This is a genomic window from Janthinobacterium sp. CG3, from assembly GCF_000344615.1.
Lineage (GTDB): Bacteria > Pseudomonadota > Gammaproteobacteria > Burkholderiales > Burkholderiaceae_D > Janthinobacterium.
Window position 1 is genome coordinate 2,467,284 of the sequence record NZ_KB467824.1, and the last position, 18,513, is coordinate 2,485,796.

The window sequence follows — 18,513 nt, forward strand, 5'->3', positions numbered from 1 at the left end:
GCGGGTCGGATGGGCGACAGCGCAATCCGACGCCCGGCCGCCGCCGACGAAAGCCGCCACCGGCGCGGCCAGATTACGCTATATTGGGCGCCTGTTCCCCGCCCCGATACCCCTATGCGCCTGCTGCACACCTCCGACTGGCATCTCGGCCAGACCCTGCACAACTTCGAACGCGGCCACGAGCACCAGTGCTTCCTCGACTGGCTGCTCGACACCATCGTCGCCGAGCAGGCCGACGCGCTGCTGATCGCCGGCGACATTTTCGACAACGCCAACCCGTCGGCGGCGTCGCAAAAGCAGTTGTACACCTTCCTGCAACGGGCCCGGCAGCGGGCGCCGCACCTGAACCTGATCGCCATCGCCGGCAACCACGACTCGCCCGGCCGGCTGGAGGCGCCGGCGCCGCTGCTGCAGGCGCACGGCACCCACGTCATCGGCCACGTGCTGCGCGACGCCGACGGCAACATCGACGTCGAACGGATGGTGCTGCCGCTCACCGACAAGGGCGGCGCGGTGCGCGCCTGGTGCCTGGCGCTGCCCTTCCTGCGCCCGGGCGACGTGCCGCGCGCGCCGGCCCAGGCGGCGGCGCCGGACGGCGCCGCCGCGCCCGACCCCTACCTGGCCGGCATCGCCCTGCTGTACCGCCAGGCGCTCGACGTCGCGCTGGCGCGGCGCCAGCCGGGCCAGGCCATCGTCGCGATGGGCCACTGCCACATGGTCGGCGGCGAAATGTCGAACGACTCGGAGCGCCGCATCGTCATCGGCGGCGCCGAAATGCTGCCCTCGGGCGTGTTCGACCCGGCCATCGTCTACGCCGCGCTGGGCCACCTGCACCTGGCCCAGCAAGTCGGCAAGCAGGCCCACCTGCGCTACTGCGGCAGCCCGATTCCGCTGTCGTTCGCCGAAGTCGGCTACCGCCACCAGATCCTGCGCGTCGACCTCGACGGCGAGGCGCTGGGCGCGATCAGCGCGCTGCCGGTGCCGCGCGCGGTGGAACTGCTGCGCGTACCGAGCAAACCGGCGCCGCTGGAGCAGGTACTGGCCGAGCTGGTGGCGCTGGCGCTGCCCGAGGCGGCGCCGGAAGCGCTGCCGTTCCTGGAGGTGCGGGTGCGGCTGGACGCGCCCGAACCGGGCCTGCGCGCGCGCGTCGAGGCGGCGCTGGAGCACAAGGCGGTGCGCCTGGCCAAAATTGAAACCTCCAGCGCCGCCCGCGGCGCCAGCGCCGCGCCGCTGACGCTCGACCAGCTCGACCAGCTGCAGCCGGACGACATCTTCCGCCGCCTGTACCTGCAAAAATACGCCAGCGAGGCGCCGGCCGAACAACTGAGCGCCTTCGCCGAACTGATGTTGGGAGATAAAGCGCCATGAGAATCCTCAGAATCGGCGGTAAGAACCTGGCCTCGCTGGCCGGCGAATTTGGCGTGGACTTCGAACAGGAACCGCTGGCGTCGAGCGGCCTGTTCGCCATCAGCGGCCCCACCGGCGCCGGCAAAAGCACCCTGCTCGACGCGCTCTGCCTGGCCCTGTACGACGCCACCCCGCGCCTGCTCAAGGTGGCCGGGCGCAACGCGCTGCCCGACGTCGGCAAGGAAACCGTGTCGGCCCAGGACACCCGCACGCTGCTGCGCCGCGGCGCCGCCGACGGCTACGCCGAAGTCGACTTCGTCGGCAACGACGGCCGCGCCTACCGCGCGCGCTGGAGCGTGCGGCGTTCGCGCACCAAGGCCGAGGGCGCGCTGCAACCGACCGCCATGAGCCTGCACCAATTGCCGGCGCTGCAGCCGATCGGCGCCACCAAGACCGAGGTCAAGGTGGAAATCGAACAGCGCATCGGCCTCTCGTTCGAACAGTTCACGCGCGCCGTGCTGCTGGCGCAAAACGAGTTCTCCACCTTCCTCAAGACCGAGGACAACGAACGCGGCGAGCTGCTCGAAACGCTGACCGGCAGCACCGTCTACAGCGCCATTTCCATGCGCGCCTACGAACGCGCGCGGCGCGAACAGGCGCTGCTGCTGCGCCTGACCGAACGGCTGGCCGACCAGAAGCCGCTGGGCGCCGAGGCGCGCATCGCGCTGGACGCCGACAGCGCGGCCGCCGACGCCGCCCTGGCCGCGCTGGAGCAGCGCAAGGCGGCGCTGGAGCAGCATGTGCGCTGGCACCAGGAAGCGGCCAAGCTGCGCCACAACGAGCAATTGGCCGAGCAGGCCCTGCACGCGAGCCAGGCCGAGATTGCGCTGGCCGGCGCGCGCCGCGCCGCGCTGGCGCACAACGACGCGGTGCAGGCGGCGCGCCCGCTGGCCGACGACATCGCCCGCATCGACGCCGAGCTGGCGCGCACCCACGCGGTGCTGGCGGCCAGCCAGCGCGACGCGGCGCAGGCCGCGCTGGCGCAGGACGCGTCGGCGGCGGCGCTGCGCCAAGGCGGCGCCGCGCTGCAGGCGGCGGAGCGGGCCCAGCGCGACGCCGCGCCGCAACTGGACCAGGCCAAGGCGCTCGACGCGCGCCTGGACGCGTTGCGCCCGAGCCACCGGCAGGCGGCGCTAATTGGCCGCGAAAGCGAGCGCGCCCACGAGGCGGCCCGCGCCGCCGCGCAGGAGAAAAAAGAGCGGTACGAGCAGTTGGCCGCCGCGCAGAACGGCAGCGCCGCCTGGCTGGAACAACACCAGCAATGGCAGGCGCTGGCGCAAGGGTGGCCGCGCTGGGACCTGCTGTTCGTCCAGGCCGGGCAAGCCGCCGCGCAGGCCGACGGCGTCGCCCACGCGGCCGCCGCGGCGCAGCAGGCGGCCGGCGCCAGCGCCGACGACGCCGCCGCCTGCGCCGACGGGCTGGCGGCGTCGGCGCAGGCCGTGCTGGCGCTGGAAAGCCAAAGACAGCAAGCCGGCGCGGCCTTGGCCGCCGTCGACGGCGACGCGCTGCCGCAACGCCGGCGCCAGCTGGAACAGCGCCGCGACGCATTGGCGGACGCGGAAAAAACCTGGACCGCGCTGGCCGGCAAACAGGCCCGCCAGGCGCTGCTGCGGGGCCAGTCGACGCAATGGCAGCGGGCCATGGCGACAGCCGAGGCGGCGCTGGCGGCGGAGCAGGCCAAGGCGGAGCCGCTGATGGCCGCGTTCAGCCAGGCCGAGCGTTCGCTGAAGGGCGCCGAGGCGGCCTGCGCGGCCAGCGTCAAAACGCTGCGCGCCACGCTGGCCGACGACGCCCCCTGCCCGGTCTGCGGCGCGCTGCAACACCCGTACCGCGACGAGGACGACGCCCTGCACGCCATGCTCGCCAGCCTGCAGGCGGAGGTGGCGCGCTGCCGCCGCGACGCCGAGGAGAACATCGCCCAGCAGGCCAGCCAGCGCACCGTCAAGGCCGGCTGCATCGAGCAATTGGGCGCGCTGAAGGACGAGCTGCGCGAGCTGGCCGAGGCCGTCGACGCCGGCGCGCCGCTGTGGCGCAAGCAGGCCGGCGCGCTGCAACTGCCGCCCGGCGACGAACCCGGCGCCTGGCTCGCCGCCCAGCTGACAGCAAGCCAGGGCGCGCTGCAAGCGCTGCAACAGCAGGAGCAGGCGCTGCACCATGCCCTGGCCGCGCGCGACCAGGCGCAGCGCGCCTGCGACCAGGCCGCCGGCGCGCACGCCGGCCTGGTGGCCGCCGCCGCCGCCGCGCAAACCCGGCTGGCGCAGTTGAACGGCGAGTTGGCCGGGCTGGAGGAAAAGCGCATCGCGCTGGCGCTGCAACTGGGCGGCCTGCTCGATGAACTCGACAGCGCCTTCAACCACGCCGACGTCGTCAACGAAGACTGGAAAGACAGCTGGCACGCGGCGCCGTCGCGCTTCCACGCCGCGCGCCACGCCGACAGCCGGCAATGGCTGGCGCAGCGCGGCGCCCACGACGAGCGCGCCGTGGCACTGGCCAGCGCCGGCGTCGAGCTGAAGGCGGCGGCCGCGCTGGCGGCCAAGGCCGAGCTGGACGCCGGCGCCGCGCAACGCGCCTTCGCCACGCTGGACGCGCAAGCGAAGGCGATGCAAGGCGAGCGCGCGGCGCTGTGGCAGGGCCGCGCCGTCGGCGACGTCGAGGCCGCGCTGGGCGCCGCGGTCGAGCTGGCGAAGCGCCAGCTGGCGGCGCAGCAGGAAAGCCAGCGCCAGGCCGAGCAGCAGCGCGCCAGGCTCGACGAGGCGCTGGCGCAGGCGCAGCGCCGGCTGGCCGACCTGGGCGCGGCCGCCGTGGCCGCGGCCGCGCGGCTGGCGGCGTGGCTGCAGCAGTATCTGCGGGGGCCGGCGGAACCAGCCGACGGCGCCGCGCAAGACCTGGAGCAATTGCGCGCACTGCTGGCGGTGCCGGCCGAGGCCATCGCGGCGGAACGGCGCGCCTTGCAGGCGCTCGACGCCGGCGCGGCCAGCGCCGCCACCGTGCTGGCCGAGCGCCGTGCGCAACGCCAGCAGCACCAGCAGCACCAGCAGCACCAGCAGGGCGGCCAGGCCGACGGACCCGGCCAGCGCGACGCCGCCGGCCTGGCCGACGACCTGGCCGCGCTGACGCTGGAGCGCAAAACCGCGCACGACGCGGCCACCGCGTTGCGCCTGGGCATCGCCCAGGACGACGCGCGCCGCCACAGCGCGCAGGGCATGCTGGCCGAAATCGGCCAGCAGGAAGACATCGAGCGGCGCTGGGCGCGCATGAACGAATTGATCGGCTCGGCCGACGGCAAAAAGTTCCGCAACTACGCGCAGCAGTTCACGCTCGACGTGCTGCTCGGCTACGCCAATGCGCACCTGAACCAGCTGGCGCGGCGCTACCAGCTGGAGCGCATCGACAACCCGGCCAACCCCTCGCTGGGGCTGATGGTGCGCGACCAGGACATGGGTGGCGAACTGCGCTCGGTGCACTCGCTGTCGGGCGGCGAGTCGTTCCTGGTGTCGCTGGCGCTGGCGCTGGGCCTGGCCTCGCTGTCGTCGAACCGGGTGCGGGTCGAATCGCTGTTCATCGACGAGGGCTTCGGCAGCCTCGACTCGGAAACGCTACGGGTGGCCATGGACGCCCTCGACGGCCTGCAATCGATGGGGCGCAAAGTCGGCGTGATCTCCCACGTGCAGGAGATGACGGAACGCATCGCGACCAAAATCATGGTGCAACCGATGGCCGGCGGCAAAAGCGCCGTCTCGGTGCAATAAAGGCCGTGCAGCGTGGCGTCGGTCGGAGGAGCGATAGCGTAATCCGGCATGGTCCGCCGTGGCGCGCCGGCCTGTCGCTACCGCTTATACGGGTCGCGTTCCATCTTCACCAAATCCCAGCCCAGTTCGCGGCGGATCTGTTTCGGGTCGGGCGGCGGGCGGCGCTGCTCCAGTTCGGCGCGCAACCAGCGCCGCACAACTTCCTTGCTAGGGGGTTTAGGCTGTTCCATTTTGTGGCCTCTTAGAAACATCACTGGCATTTGTGCCAATAACGTTAGCATAAGCCCGCCGTTGACCGTTGTTACATTTTCTGACGACATACTGCTGATCAAGCTCATGCCAACGCAAAATTTGCTGTCATACAGATAATAAATTAGCGCAGTGATAGAATTCCGCCTCGCGCGACAGCGCCGCACCGTCAACCCACCAAGGAAATCATGAAAGCAGCCCGCACTCTCACCTTCAAATGCGCCAAATGCGCGAAATCGGTCCAGGTCTACCTGCAGAAGGTATCGGCCTGCTCGCACATCCAGCCCTACCAGGGCCTGTGCCAGTGTGGCGAGCTGAAGCGCCACGCCACCGGCTCGGCCGACGCCGTCAAATCGTATCTGGAATCGGCCGACGGCAGCTGGGCGCACCACCACTGACCTGCTTGCCACGGGGAAGCGCCGCCGCGGCACGCCTCTGGTGTCAAGGTTTGCGGCAACGTTTCTCCCCGGCCTCAAGGAATCGCAGGCGCTGCCGATAACAATATGTAATCACCTTTCCCCAGGCAGCCCACCATGTCCCTCCTCCCCGCCCTGAACGCGCGCCAGTTGCCGCACCCCACGCCCGCCGCGCAAGGCGATGCCAGAAGCGGCGGCCGGGTCGCCGCCGCGCACGAGGGACATCCGAACTCGCCGCTGAACGGCGTCTCGCTGTCGCAGGGCGGGCTGGACTTGTCTGCGCAAGCGCTGCTCGAGCGCACCGACGCGCTCGGCAACGCCACCCTCGACGTCGCGCAAGGCTTCCTCAACAGCTTCACGCGCAGCCTGCTGGGCGACGCCGCCGACGGCGCCACTATCCAGTTCGACTCGGCCAGCTTGTCGGTCGAGTCCAGTTTCGCCGCCGCCGTGCGCCATCGCGAAGGCCCGAACGGCAGCTTCGACGCGGCCGCCTTCCGGCTCAGCGAAAGCGCGCACTTCATCGGCAAGGGCACCATTACCACCGCCGACGGCCAAAGCTACGAGTTTGAAATCGAGGTCCAATACGACGCCCGCATCGACGCATCGACGGCGAACCGGAGCCGCGACGACGCCGGCAGCGCCGGCAGCGGCGCCGCGCCGCGCCCCGACAAGGCCAGCGCCGACGACGCCCTGCCGACGCGGGACCTGCCGAACGTCAACTTCCCGGGCAGCCTGAACGACTTGTTCAAACTGCTTGGCCAACAACTGCGCGGCGACCTGCAAGCGCCGCCGGCCGAAGGCGGCGCCGCCCAAGGCGGCTCGCTGTCGCTGCGCATGCTCAATCTGGTCAAGCAAGCGACCCAGCTCGACGCCGGCGCCACCCAGGCGCGGGACGAGGACAGGGCGCGCGCCAAAATGCTGGCCGACGCCTACGGCGTGCCGGTCGTGGCCGACGCCGCCGCGACGGACAAGCCGGCCGTTTAAAAGGACGCTCGCGCGGCTCGGCTTTTCGAAAAGCCATGCCCGCAATCATGGCGCCCGCGCGCCACGTATAATGGCGGGACAAACCACGGGCTGCCGCACGCGACACCGCCGCGCGCCCTCCTCCTTTTCGAATGACCGCCATGTCCTTGACCTTCCGCACCGCCGCGCCGCGCACCGCCGCGCGCCATTTCGCCGCCCCTTGCCCGCAGGTGGCGGCATGAGCGCCGCCGCGCCGTACCCGCTGATCCACTGGATCGAGGAGGGCCAGGAGCGCTCGGCGCGCTGGCGCTCGGAGAGCGGCATGCCGGCGCCGAAAAAAGTAGTGCTGGCCGACGACCGCACCAACGCCGACGTCGCCTACCGCCTGGCCTGCGAAGGCACCGCCCTGCTGTGGCGCGGCGACTTCCAGAACGCGCGCCAACTGCTGCAGGCGCTGGCGCGGCGCGCCGACCACAAGCACGACAAGTCCGGCAAGCGCGCCAAGGCCGCCAAGGAGGCGCGCGCCGCCAAGCCGCCCGCCTCGCCGACCGAGGCCTTCAACCTGCACCGCCAGGCCCAGTCGCAACGCGCGCGCACGCTGGCCATGCTGCTGCTGCCGTTCGAGGCCGACTACAGCATTCCGCTGCGCCGCGCGCCCGACGTCCAGCTGGCCTGCAACGAGGCCTACGGCCGCGGCGAGGAGCCTTTCGTCGCGTCGCTGCGCGAACTGCTCGGCCTGATCGGCGCGCATGAATGGCGCCGCACCGGCGTCGAACTGGCCACGCTGGGCCAGCGCATCCACCCGCACTACGGCGTGTTCGCGCCGATCCGCAGCGAGTACGTCGGCCTGGTGGCGGACGCGCCGATTCCGCCGCGCGCCGCCCTGGCCTTCGACATCGGCACCGGCACCGGCGTGCTGGCGGCGGTGCTGGCGCAGCGCGGCATCCAGCGCGTCGTCGCCACCGACATGGACCCGCGCGCGCTCAGCTGCGCGCGCGAAAACCTGGCCCGGCTCGGTCTGGCCGACAAGGTCGAGGTGGTGCAGGCCGACCTGTTCCCGGCCGGGCGCGCGCCGCTGATCGTGTGTAATCCGCCGTGGCTGCCGGCGCGACCCAGCTCGCCGATTGAATTTGCCGTCTACGACCCGGAAAGCCGCATGCTGCGCGGCTTCCTGGGCGGCCTGGCCGGGCATCTGGAGCCGGGCGGTGAAGGCTGGCTGATCCTGTCCGACCTGGCCGAGCACCTGGGCCTGCGCCCGCGCGCCGAGCTGCTCGGCTGGATCGAGGCGGCCGGCCTGAAGGTGCTGGCGCGCCTTGACGTCAAGCCTACCCACCCGCGCGCCGCCGACGCCAGCGACGCCCTGCACGCCGCGCGCGCCGCCGAAGTGACCTCGCTGTGGCGCCTGGCCGCCGCGTAAATTAAGTTACCCTGATGTTTAGCCCTGGAATCGCGACATCATTGCGCAAGCGTATTAGCAGCACTACTGGCGTCGCCTGCAGTATTAGTCAGACTTGTCGCAGGGCGATTGCATGAAGGATCAGATGGCCAGGCCCAACACCTTGCCAAGGTAGTCGGCGTTCCAGCCCGCCTTTAGGCGCTTGGAGGCGACGCCGAGCTTCGTCGTTTTCTCGTTCTTCAGCAGGTTGAGGGCAATGCGGCGCAGGATGGCGAAATTTTGCGCCGCGTCGCCAACGCGCACGCGGCAGCCGTCCTCGCGAAATGCGACGTCCAGCACCCAATGCATGCTGTTTTCAATGCCCCAGTGCGCCCGTACTGTTTTGCCCAACATTGCAGCCTTGGCCGGCAAGCTGCTGATGTAATAGCGGCGTTCAACGCTGGCTGTTCCGGTGCTGTTTCGCCCGATGATTTCGCGCGTCGACTCGATCATGATGAGNCTTTGCAGCCCGCTCCAATGCTGTTTTTGCTGAACGAGCCAAGCGATGTCGTTGGTGACAAGGCAGCGCCGGGTTTCGATCCGTCCGTGATCTTTTTCGGTCTGGATGTGCTCCCAGAATGGACGATCCATCTTGCCTGCGTCGGCGGCGTCGAACCACAGCTTGACGGCTTCGGCCAAGACGGGCTGGTTGTCCTTCACACCCAGAACATAGTCGGCGCCGCTGGCAACGATCTTGGCGGCGATGTCGCGCTGGCACCCCATCGCGTCGATTGTGATGATGGCGCCTTTGACGTCCAGGGTATCCAATAATTCCGGTATCGCGGTGATCTCGTTGCTCTTGTCGGCGGTCCGAACCTGCCCAAGTGTGACGCCGCTCGCGCTGCTCCACGCCGACACCAGATGAATGGCGCTCTGTTTGCCATCGTGTGAACCACGCACGCATTTGCCATCGATGGCAATGTGCTGCCCTTCAAGCGACGGACACAGTGCGCCCATCCAGCGTACAAAACACGATTCGAACTGCTTCGCGTCAAGCAGGGAAAAAACGCGTCCGAAGGTGTCGTGCGAGGCGATGCCATTGGCGAACGGCCGGTACTGACGCAGCCACTCGAGCTTCATTTCGCTCCATTCCACAACCGTGGTCCAGCTTTCCGCTCCACTGATGACGGCGCAGATCGCGGCCAGCAGCAATTCGTCCAGTTGATATGCGCACTCGCGCGCGCGCGGATCGCGTAATTCATCGAATGCTTCCAGCAGCGACATCGGTCCGATTGTCATTTTTCTCGCCCAAATATCGAGAGTAAACGCCTTTTTCAAAGAGTTTACAAGCGATACCTACAAGCTGTGCTCATCGCCTCGGCTCCGCCTTCATGCAATTGCCCTGAGACTTGTCGCCTCTGCCATTGCGCATTGCAGCGTAGCTCTATATAATGCGGCTGCGGGGTGGAGCAGTCTGGCAGCTCGTCGGGCTCATAACCCGAAGGTCACAGGTTCAAATCCTGTCCCCGCAACCACATTTGCAAAGCCGCCGATTTTCCTCGAGAATCGGCGGCTTTTCCTTTTTGCGCCCCTGCCTCCCCTCTGAGGCGCCTCGACGCTAGTAATTTCACAACGTTGCCATCCCGGTGATACAATTTTCCCGCGTGGCGGGCCGAGCGGTCCGCGCCGTCGCATCCGACGAACAACAACAAGGAGCACCGCGTGACGGACCAAGCCAACGACACGAAACACAAAGCCGACGACCTGCCCAGCAATCCGGCGCGCCGCCGCGTCTTCCAGGCCGCCACCGCGGTCGGCCTGGCCGGCGCGCTGCCGGCCGCCGTCAGCGACGCCAAGCCGGCCAGGACGACCCCGGGTTCGCTCGACGCCAAGCTCAAGGCGAACGTCAAGAACTTGGTCGTGATCTACCTTGAGAACCGCAGCTTCAACAATCTGTTTGCCGACTTCCCCGGCACCAGCGCGCCGCTGTCGGCGGTGCCGGCCGCGCTGGCGGCGCAGAAGGACCGCAACGGCGCGACCCTGGCGACGCTGCCGAAGATCTGGGGCGGCATGGTGCCGACGCCGCAAAACATCGGCGGCAAACAGTACGAGATCAAGGAAGACCAGGTCAAGGATCTGCCGAACGCGCCGTTCAAGCTGACCGGCACCGACGGCCAGCCGCTGCCGCCGTCGGTCATCACGCGCGACCTGTGGCACCTGTTCTACCAGAACCAGATGCAGATCAACGGCGGCAAGAACGACGGTTTCGTCGCCTGGGCCAACACCGGCGGCATGGTCATGGGTTACTACGGCGAGAGCCAGAAAAACCTGGACCTGTGGCAGATCGCCCGCCAGTACACCTTGTGCGACAACTTCTTCATGGCCGCTTTCGGCGGCTCCTACCTGAACCACCAGTTCCTGATCTCCGGACGCACGCCGGAGTATTTCAACGCCGCCTCGACGGCGGCCAACAAGAAAATCGCGGTGACGGCCGACGGTCCCGCCGGCGCGCGCCTGGCGTTGGCCGACGACGGCCCCGCCTCGGCCATGGACGGCAAACCGAAGTTCGTCAACGACGGCGCCATCACGCCGGACGGCTACGCGGTCAACACCATGGCGCCGCCGTACCAGCCGAGCTATGTGCGCCCGGCCGCCGGCGGCGACGCCCAACTGGCCGACGCGCTCGACCCGAGCACGCTGCCGCCGCAGACCTATCCGACCGTCGGCGACCTGCTGTCGGCAAAATCGGTCGGCTGGGCCTGGTACGGCGGCGCCTGGCAGGCGGCGCTGGACGCCAGGGGCGGCGGCGAAAAACCAAACTTCCAGTACCACCACCAGCCGCTGAACTACTTCCGCCAGTTCGCCCCGGGCACCCGCGCGCGCGCCGAGCACCTGCGCGACGGCGGCCTGGGCGACAGCCCGATCTCGAATAAATTCCTCGCCGACGTCGTCGCCGGCAAGCTGCCGGCCGTGGCGTTCTATAAGCCGCAGGGCAATCTGAATCTGCACGCCGGCTATTCCGACGTCGAGTCGGGCGACCAGCACATCGCCAACGTCGTCGAGCACTTGAAGAAGTCGCCGCAGTGGGAGAATATGATCGTGGTGATCACCTTCGACGAAAACGGCGGCTGGTGGGACCACGTCGCGCCGCCGCCCGGCGACCGCTGGGGTCCGGGTTCGCGCATTCCGGCCATCGTGGTCTCGCCGTTCGCCAAGAAGGGCGTGGTCGATCACAGCTTCTACGACACCACGTCGATCCTGCGCCTGATCACCCGCCTGCACGACTTGCCGCTGTTGCAGGGGCTGGCCACGCGCAACGCCGCCTTCGCCGCGCGCGGCGCGCTGCCGCCGGGCGACCTGACCGGCGCGCTGAGCTTCCGCTGACGGCCGCCGCCGCCCCTGGCAAAGCAGCGCCCACGGCGAAAAGAGAGTGTGATACACTGCGTGCCGCACTTTCACTGTGCGGGGCGGCGCGCCGGCCCCGCTTTGCACCACCTATTGAGCCCGACTCCCGCAGCCGGGCTTTTGTTTTCTGCGGCGCGTTTACGCGGCCGCTAAGCTGCTACTATTTAAGCGCCCAGAGGTCATGGCCGCTCCGTTGTCAGCATCGCCGTTGGGGCGGCGCGCAATGGCACGAGGTTCCGAAATGAGAGATAAAAAAGACAACGCGACGTTCGACCTGCCCGGATTCGGTCCGCCCCCCGCCACCCTGCTGACGCCGGCCGAGCCGGTGCCGTGGCGCGCCGCCCGCATCAAGAAGGCCAACCTCAAGCAGGTGCAGCTCGAACTGCTCGATCCGACCGACGCCTCCGGCCTGCCGGTCTGGCAGCGCGACGACAACACCGACCTGACCGGCCTGCCGAACTGGGCGCCGGCCTGACGCCACTCCCCCCCGGCCCGCCGCCACACCGGCGCGGGCCGACCCGCTATCCGCACAGCGGCGCCCGACGCTGTTAGACTGTGCCCACCCTTCCCCGCTTCTTTACTGGCCCCCATATGAATCCGAATTCCTTTTCCAGCCTGCCGCTGACGCCCGCCTTTCTGGCCAATCTCGACCTGCTCGGCTACCATGAAATGACGACGATCCAGGCGCAAAGCCTGCCGGCGGTGCTGGAGGGACGCGACTTGATCGCCCAGGCGAAAACCGGCAGCGGCAAGACCGCCGCCTTCGGCATCGGCATCCTGCACAAGCTCAATCCGGCCTGGTTCGCGGTGCAGGGCCTGGTGCTGTGCCCGACCCGCGAGCTGGCCGACCAGGTCGCCAACGAACTGCGCCGCCTGGCCCGCAGCGCCGGCAACATCAAGATCCTGACGCTGACCGGCGGCACCTCGATGCGCCCGCAAATGGCCTCGCTCGAACACGGCGCCCACATCGTCGTCGGCACCCCGGGCCGGCTGCGCGACCACCTCGGCCGCGGCACCCTCAACCTGGGCCACGTGCAGACGCTGGTGCTCGACGAGGCCGACCGCATGACCGACATGGGCTTCTACGACGAAATCGCCGGCATCGTCAGCGCCTGCCCGGCGCGCCGCCAGACGCTGCTGTTCTCGGCCACCTACCCCGACGACATCCGCCGCGCCACCGCCAACTTCCTCGACAACCCGCTCGAAGTGACGGTGCAGGCGCAGCACGACAACGACAAGATCGAACAGCGCTTCTACGAGGTCGGCTTCGACGAGCGCAACGCCGCCGTCGGCAAGCTGCTGACGCACTTCCGCCCGGTCTCGACGCTGGCCTTTTGCAATACCAAGATCCATTGCCGCGAACTGGCCGACGAGCTGCGCCAGCAGGGCTTTTCCGCGCTGGCGCTGTACGGCGAGCTGGAACAGCGCGAGCGCGACGAGATCCTGGTGCTGTTCGCCAACCGCAGCTGCTCGGTGCTGGTGGCAACCGACGTCGCCGCGCGCGGCCTCGACATCCAGAGCCTGGGCGCGGTCATCAACGTCGACGTCTCGAAGGACACCGAAGTGCACATCCACCGCATCGGCCGCACCGGCCGCGGCGGCGAAAAGGGCTTGGCGCTGTCGCTGTGCGCGCCGAACGAGAAGAAGTGGGTCAAGTTGATCGAGCAGTACCAGGACAGCAGCGTCGAGTGGCACGATTTGAAGGAGTTGGATGGCCAGCCGGCGCACGCCGAGCCGGCGCTGGCCGCGCCGATGGTCACGCTGTGCATCATGGGCGGGAAGAAGGACAAGCTGCGTCCGGGCGACTTGCTGGGCGCGCTGACCGGCGACGCCGGCTTGACCAAGGAGCAGGTCGGCAAGATCAACGTGTTCGAGTTCATGACCTACGTCGCGCTCGAACGCGGCATCGCCGAGCAGGCGTTCAAGCGCCTGAACGGCGGCAATCCGCTGGGCCGCGACTTCGGCAATATCAAGGGGCGCAGTTTCAAGATGCGCTTTATCGACGCGTAATGGCGCCGTGCCGTTCCGGCTTAGCCGCAACGGCGCAAGCCGACAACGTCGACTTGGCGCGGCGCGTCCCGCCGCGGCCTACAGGGTCGGACGACGCGTTGCGCTGATCCGACCCGCGACACGCTAACTTGACGGCGCCAGCTCGTTGCCGCCGGCTTGGGCGTGCGCATCGGCGCGCGCCCCTACTTCTTCGCTGGCGATCAGGCGGTACGCCAGGGCGCCCAGCAGCGCGCCGACGATAGGCGCGACCCAGAACATCCATAGCTGGTCGACGGCCCAGCCGCCGACGTACAGCGCCACGCCGGTGCTGCGCGCCGGGTTGACCGAGGTGTTCGTCACCGGGATGCTGATCAGGTGGATCAGCGTCAGCGCCAGGCCGATCGGCAGCGGCGCGAAGCCGGCCGGCGCGCGCTTGTCGGTCGCGCCCAGGATGACGATCAGGAAGAACATCGTCATGACCACTTCCGTGATCAGCGCCGCCAGCATCGAGTAGCCGCCCGGCGAGTGCTCGCCGTAGCCGTTGGAGGCGAAGCCCTTGCTGACGTCGAAGCCGGCGGTGCCGCTGGCGATCAGGTACAGCACGCCGCCGGCGGCGATCGCGCCGACCACCTGGGCGACGATGTAGGGCAGCAGTTTCGATGCCGGGAAGCGGCCGCCGGCCCACAGGCCGATCGACACCGCCGGGTTCAAATGGCAACCCGAGATATGCCCGATGGCGTAGGCCATCGTCAGCACCGTCAGGCCGAAGGCCAGCGAGACGCCGTGCAAACCGATGCCGACACCGGGAAATGCCGCTGCCAGCACCGCGCTACCGCAACCGCCGAGCACCAGCCAAAACGTACCAAGAAACTCCGCGCCGTATTGCTTCATATGCGCATCCTTATAAAAATGTGTGTGGGGGTGAGAAAAAGGGCGGGCGAAGGCCAAACTTAGGCCGTCGATCCCGCCATGTTGGCATACAAGCATCGTTATCGCAACATCAAACTTGGCTTCGTTTACATACGGCGCCGGCGCGCCAATATTTTCCGCGGTGAAATACCGCCGCCGCCCGGCAGCTGCGATACAATCATTCGCAATGGACCAGCCATGAGCATAAAAAGCCTCAGCAGATACGTCGCCGTCGCCACCATCGCCATGCTGACGGTGATGGGCGCGGTGATTTTCCACGCGCTGCAAATCGAGCAGCGCGTCAACCGCGGCGAGGAGCACCGCCTGCGCTCGCTAACCCTGGCCGACGAGCTGTTTCAAAGCTCGGAGGACTTGACGCGCATGGCGCGCAGCTACGTCACCACAGCCGACCCGGCCTACGAGGCGCGCTACGACGCCATCCTGGCCATCCGCAACGGCCGCCGCCCGCGCCCGCTGCGTTATTCGCCGACCTACGGGAACCTGGCCGGCATGGGCCGCGGCCCGGCCGTCGCCATGGGCGAGGCGACGCCGCTGAGCGAATTGATACGCCGCGAGGGCGCCGCCGCGCGCGAGTTCGACCTGCTGCGCCAGTCGTTGGCCAATTCCGACGCCCTGGTCGCCTTCGAACGCCTAGCCTTCGCCGCCGTCAAGGAGCGCCATGCGCACGAGCGCGCCGCCGCCGTCGGCCTGCTGTACGGCCCGCGCTACCTCGACGCCAAGGCAACCATCATGGCGCCGATCCAGCGCTTCGCCGACGCCATCAACGCCCGCACCAAGCGCGAACTGAGCACGCTGCAGCGCCAGTTGCAGTTGCAAGTGATGCTGCTGATGGCGCTGGTGCTACTGGCCCTGGTGGGCGTGATCGGCGTGATCCTCTACACCCGCCGCGCGGTGTTGTTGCCGCTCGGCCAGCTGGGCCGCCACGCCGACCAGGTCGCGCGCGGCGACTACGCGGCGCGCTGCGCGGTCCCGTTCGGCAACGAGCTGACCCAGCTGGGCGAACACTTCAACCACATGCTCGACGCCGTCGAGCGCGACATCGGCGAACGCGAACGCGCCGAGCGGGCGCTGGCGCGCGCCAACGGCGAGCTGGCCGGGCGCGAGGCGCTGCTGCAACGCATCCTCGACACCTCCACCGTGGCCATCTTCCTGGTCGACATGGAAGGCAAAATCACCCACGCCAACCGCTGCATGGCCGAGATGTTCGGCTGGCCGCTGGCGCAGCTGATCGGCAAGGACTACGTCGCCCTGGTGCATCCGTCCGAACGCGCGCCCGGCCGGCAAAAAATGCTGGCCCTGCTGCACAGCGAGATCAAGTCGGTCGACCTGGAGCGCCACTACTGGCGCGCCGACGACACCGCCTTCCTCGGCCACCTGACCGGCCAGCGCTCCTACGACGGCGCCGGCGTCGAACGCGGCCTGGTCGGCGTGATCGCCGACGTCACCGCGCGCCGCCTGGCCGAACAGCGCGCCCAGCACCACAACCGCGTGCTGGCGATGCTGGCCGCCAAGGCCGACCTGGCCCGGGTGCTCGACACCATCGCCGCCGACGTCGAGGCGATCTACCCGGCCATGTTGTGCTGCATCCTGCTGCTCGACGACGAGGGCCGGCACCTGCGCGTGGCCGCCGCCCCCAGCCTGCCGTCCGGCCTGCGCCAGGCGATCGCCGCGCTGGCGCCCGAGTCCGGCGGCGCGCTCGGCCTGGCCGCCCTCACCGGCGCGCCCGTGGTGGTGGCCGACATCGCCGGCGCCGAACCCGCCGCGACGCTGCTGACGCTGGCCTTCCAGGCCGGCCTGGGCGCCTGCTGGACGCAGCCGGTGCGCAGCGCCCAGGGCGACGCGCGGGGGGTGTTCGCGATCTTCCACCGCCACGCCCGCCAGCCCGGGCCGGCCGAACGCCAACTGCTCGAGGACGAGGCGCGCATCGTCGCGCTGGCGCTCGACCAGGGCGCCGCCGAGGCGCGCCTGCAACTGGCCGCCAGCGTCTTCACCCACGCCCGCGAGGGCATCATGATCACCGACGCCGACGGCGTCATCATCGAGGTCAACGACACCTTCACCCGCGTCACCGGCTACAGCCACCAGGAGGCGCTCGGCCAGACCCCGCGCATCCTCAACTCCGGGCGCCAGCCGCCCGACTACTACAGCGCCATGTGGCGCGCCCTGATCGACAGCGGCCACTGGGACGGCGAGGCCTGGAACCGGCGCAAGAATGGCGAGGTCCACGCCGAAATGATCACCATCAGCGCGGTGCGCGACGGCGCCGGCAAGACCAAGAACTACGTCGCCCTGTTCACCGACATCACGCCGCTCAAGGAGCACCAGCGCCAGCTCGAATACATCGCCCACTACGACGCCCTGACCGGGCTGCCCAACCGCGTGCTGCTGGCCGACCGCCTGCGCCACGCGCTGGCGCAGAGCCAGCGCCGCGGCCAGTCGCTGGCGCTGGTCTACCTCGACCTGGACGGCTTCAAGGCGGTCAACGACCAGCACGGCCACCAGGTCGGCGACGCCCTGCTGGTGACGCTGGCGCAACGCATGCAGACGGCGCTGCGCGAGGGCGACACCATCGCCCGCATCGGCGGCGACGAATTCGTCGCCGTGCTGGTCGACCTGGACCGGCCGCGCGACTGCGAGCCGGTGCTGGAGCGGCTGCTGCAGGCGGCCGCCGAGGCGGTCCAGGTGGAGCAGCAACTGCTGCGCGTCTCGGCCAGCATCGGCGTCACGCTGTACCCGCGCGACGGCGCCGACGCCGACCTGCTGATGCGCCACGCCGACCAGGCCATGTACCTGGCCAAGCAGGCCGGCAAGAACCGCTACCACATGTTCGACGTCGCCCAGGACCAGGCCGAGCAGGTCTACCGCGAGAGCGTCGAGCGGATCCGCCTGGCGCTCGAACTGGGCGAGTTCGAGCTGCACTACCAGCCGCGCGTGGACATGCGCAGCGGCGCGGTGGTCGGCGCCGAGGCGCTGCTGCGCTGGCGCCACCCGCAACGCGGCCTGCTGCCGCCGGCCGCCTTCCTACCGGTGGTCGACGGCCAGCAGACCGGCGTCGAGCTGGGCGAATGGGTCATCGGCGGCGCGCTGGCGCAGATCGGCGCCTGGCGCGCCGCCGGCCTGGCGCTGCCGGTCAGCGTCAACGTCAGCGCGCGCCAGTTGCAGCAGAACGACTTCGGCGCGCGCCTGGCGGCGCAACTGGCGGCGCATCCGGAAGTGCCGGCCGACTGCCTGGAGCTGGAAATGCTGGAAACCAGCGCGCTCGAGGACATCGAACAGGTGATGCGGGTGATGCACGCCTGCCGCGCCCTGGGGGTGCGCTTCGCGCTGGACGACTTCGGCACCGGCTACTCCTCGCTGACCCACCTGAAGCGGCTGCCGGTCGAATCGCTGAAAATCGACCAAAGCTTCGTGCGCGACATGCTGGACGACCCCGAGGACCTGGCCATCATCGAAGGCGTGGTCGGGCTGGCGCTGGCGTTCCGGCGCCAGGTCATCGCCGAGGGCGTCGAGACGGCGGCGCACGGCGAACTGTTGCTGCTGCTGGGATGTACGCTGGCGCAGGGCTTCGGCATCGCCGAGCCGATGCCGGCGCCGGCGCTGCCGGGCTGGGTCGCCGACTGGCGCCCGTACCCGGCCTGGAGCGCCTGGCGCGCACGCCAGCCCAGTGCGAGCGACCGCATGACGGCGTTCGCCGAAGTCGAGCTGCGGCACTGGCTGCGCGCCATCGACGGCCACCTGGACGGCGAGCGCGATGCGCCGGCGCCGCTGGAGCCGGGCCAGAGCCACTTCGGCCGCTGGCTGGCGTGCCAGGGCCGCGCGCTGTACGGACACGGTCCGGCGTTCGCGGCGCTGCCGGCGCTGCACGCGCAAGTGCACGCGCTGGGGCGCGAGCTGCTGCAACTGCAGCGCGCCGGCCGCGGCGCCGAGGCCCGCACGCGGCAGCGGCGCCTGCACGCGCTGCGCGACGAGCTGATCGACCGCCTGCGCCGGCTGGTGCGCGCCGGCTGAACCAGCTTAAACGGCTTCGACG

12 protein-coding genes and 1 tRNA gene are annotated in these 18,513 nt (G+C 69.5%); 10 read left to right on the plus strand and 3 right to left on the minus strand.

The window, feature by feature from the left end; all coding sequences use genetic code 11:
* Window positions 1-114 precede the first annotated feature (114 nt).
* Complete coding sequence (locus tag JANGC3_RS0110685; RefSeq protein ID WP_017876483.1) at window positions 115-1,368, plus strand: exonuclease SbcCD subunit D C-terminal domain-containing protein; 1,254 nt, start codon at window positions 115-117, stop codon at window positions 1,366-1,368.
* Window positions 1,365-5,156, plus strand: a complete 3,792-nt coding sequence (locus tag JANGC3_RS0110690) for an AAA family ATPase (RefSeq protein ID WP_017876484.1) — start codon at window positions 1,365-1,367, stop codon at window positions 5,154-5,156. Before JANGC3_RS0110685 ends, JANGC3_RS0110690 begins: the two co-directional genes overlap by 4 nt.
* A gap of 77 nt (window positions 5,157-5,233) precedes the next feature.
* Here JANGC3_RS0110690 and JANGC3_RS33250 read toward each other — a convergent pair whose 3' ends face one another.
* Complete coding sequence (locus tag JANGC3_RS33250) at window positions 5,234-5,386, minus strand: hypothetical protein (RefSeq protein ID WP_198292017.1); 153 nt, start codon at window positions 5,384-5,386, stop codon at window positions 5,234-5,236.
* Window positions 5,387-5,593: 207 nt separating this feature from the next.
* On the opposite strand from JANGC3_RS33250, the gene JANGC3_RS0110700 reads away from it, so the two are divergent.
* The 3 genes from JANGC3_RS0110700 (at window position 5,594) to JANGC3_RS0110715 (ending at window position 8,201) form a co-directional block, all read left to right on the plus strand.
* Window positions 5,594-5,803, plus strand: a complete 210-nt coding sequence (locus tag JANGC3_RS0110700; protein ID WP_017876486.1) for a hypothetical protein — start codon at window positions 5,594-5,596, stop codon at window positions 5,801-5,803.
* A 135-nt stretch (window positions 5,804-5,938) separates the two neighbouring features.
* Window positions 5,939-6,805 (plus strand): hypothetical protein, encoded by an 867-nt coding sequence (locus JANGC3_RS29050; protein ID WP_017876487.1) that lies wholly within the window; start codon window positions 5,939-5,941, stop codon window positions 6,803-6,805.
* A 217-nt stretch (window positions 6,806-7,022) separates the two neighbouring features.
* Window positions 7,023-8,201, plus strand: coding sequence for a methyltransferase (locus JANGC3_RS0110715; protein ID WP_017876489.1), 1,179 nt, complete (start codon window positions 7,023-7,025; stop codon window positions 8,199-8,201).
* Window positions 8,202-8,321: 120 nt separating this feature from the next.
* Here the strand turns inward: JANGC3_RS0110715 and JANGC3_RS0110720 are convergent, their stop codons facing one another.
* Window positions 8,322-9,443 (minus strand): ISAs1 family transposase, encoded by a 1,122-nt coding sequence (locus JANGC3_RS0110720; RefSeq protein WP_017876490.1) that lies wholly within the window; start codon window positions 9,441-9,443, stop codon window positions 8,322-8,324.
* Window positions 9,444-9,617: 174 nt separating this feature from the next.
* Here JANGC3_RS0110720 and JANGC3_RS0110725 point away from each other — a divergent pair.
* From JANGC3_RS0110725 to dbpA, 4 genes are all read left to right on the plus strand, one after another.
* A tRNA-Met gene (locus JANGC3_RS0110725) sits at window positions 9,618-9,694 on the plus strand.
* Window positions 9,695-9,881: 187 nt separating this feature from the next.
* Window positions 9,882-11,543, plus strand: coding sequence for an acid phosphatase (locus JANGC3_RS0110730; protein WP_017876491.1), 1,662 nt, complete (start codon window positions 9,882-9,884; stop codon window positions 11,541-11,543).
* 262 nt (window positions 11,544-11,805) lie between these two features.
* Window positions 11,806-12,039, plus strand: a complete 234-nt coding sequence (locus JANGC3_RS29055) for a hypothetical protein (RefSeq protein ID WP_017876492.1) — start codon at window positions 11,806-11,808, stop codon at window positions 12,037-12,039.
* 116 nt (window positions 12,040-12,155) lie between these two features.
* A complete protein-coding gene (gene dbpA, locus JANGC3_RS0110740) occupies window positions 12,156-13,574 on the plus strand; it encodes an ATP-dependent RNA helicase DbpA (RefSeq protein ID WP_017876493.1) in 1,419 nt (472 codons plus the stop codon).
* A 123-nt stretch (window positions 13,575-13,697) separates the two neighbouring features.
* Here dbpA and aqpZ read toward each other — a convergent pair whose 3' ends face one another.
* Window positions 13,698-14,444, minus strand: a complete 747-nt coding sequence (aqpZ, locus tag JANGC3_RS0110745; RefSeq protein ID WP_017876494.1) for an aquaporin Z — start codon at window positions 14,442-14,444, stop codon at window positions 13,698-13,700.
* A gap of 216 nt (window positions 14,445-14,660) precedes the next feature.
* Here aqpZ and JANGC3_RS30780 point away from each other — a divergent pair, with 216 nt between their 5' ends.
* Window positions 14,661-18,491 (plus strand): EAL domain-containing protein, encoded by a 3,831-nt coding sequence (locus JANGC3_RS30780; protein ID WP_017876495.1) that lies wholly within the window; start codon window positions 14,661-14,663, stop codon window positions 18,489-18,491.
* The last annotated feature ends 22 nt before the right edge of the window (window positions 18,492-18,513 follow it).

Coding starts and splice junctions, on each gene's coding strand:
- JANGC3_RS0110685 (WP_017876483.1), top strand. CDS start 115: ATGCGCCTGCTGCACACCTCCGACTGGCATCTCGGCCAGACCCTGCAC.
- JANGC3_RS29050 (WP_017876487.1), top strand. CDS start 5,939: ATGTCCCTCCTCCCCGCCCTGAACGCGCGCCAGTTGCCGCACCCCACG.
- aqpZ (WP_017876494.1), bottom strand. CDS start 14,444: ATGAAGCAATACGGCGCGGAGTTTCTTGGTACGTTTTGGCTGGTGCTC.
- JANGC3_RS0110715 (WP_017876489.1), top strand. CDS start 7,023: ATGAGCGCCGCCGCGCCGTACCCGCTGATCCACTGGATCGAGGAGGGC.
- JANGC3_RS0110700 (WP_017876486.1), top strand. CDS start 5,594: ATGAAAGCAGCCCGCACTCTCACCTTCAAATGCGCCAAATGCGCGAAA.
- dbpA (WP_017876493.1), top strand. CDS start 12,156: ATGAATCCGAATTCCTTTTCCAGCCTGCCGCTGACGCCCGCCTTTCTG.
- JANGC3_RS0110690 (WP_017876484.1), top strand. CDS start 1,365: ATGAGAATCCTCAGAATCGGCGGTAAGAACCTGGCCTCGCTGGCCGGC.
- JANGC3_RS33250 (WP_198292017.1), bottom strand. CDS start 5,386: ATGGAACAGCCTAAACCCCCTAGCAAGGAAGTTGTGCGGCGCTGGTTG.
- JANGC3_RS30780 (WP_017876495.1), top strand. CDS start 14,661: ATGAGCATAAAAAGCCTCAGCAGATACGTCGCCGTCGCCACCATCGCC.
- JANGC3_RS29055 (WP_017876492.1), top strand. CDS start 11,806: ATGAGAGATAAAAAAGACAACGCGACGTTCGACCTGCCCGGATTCGGT.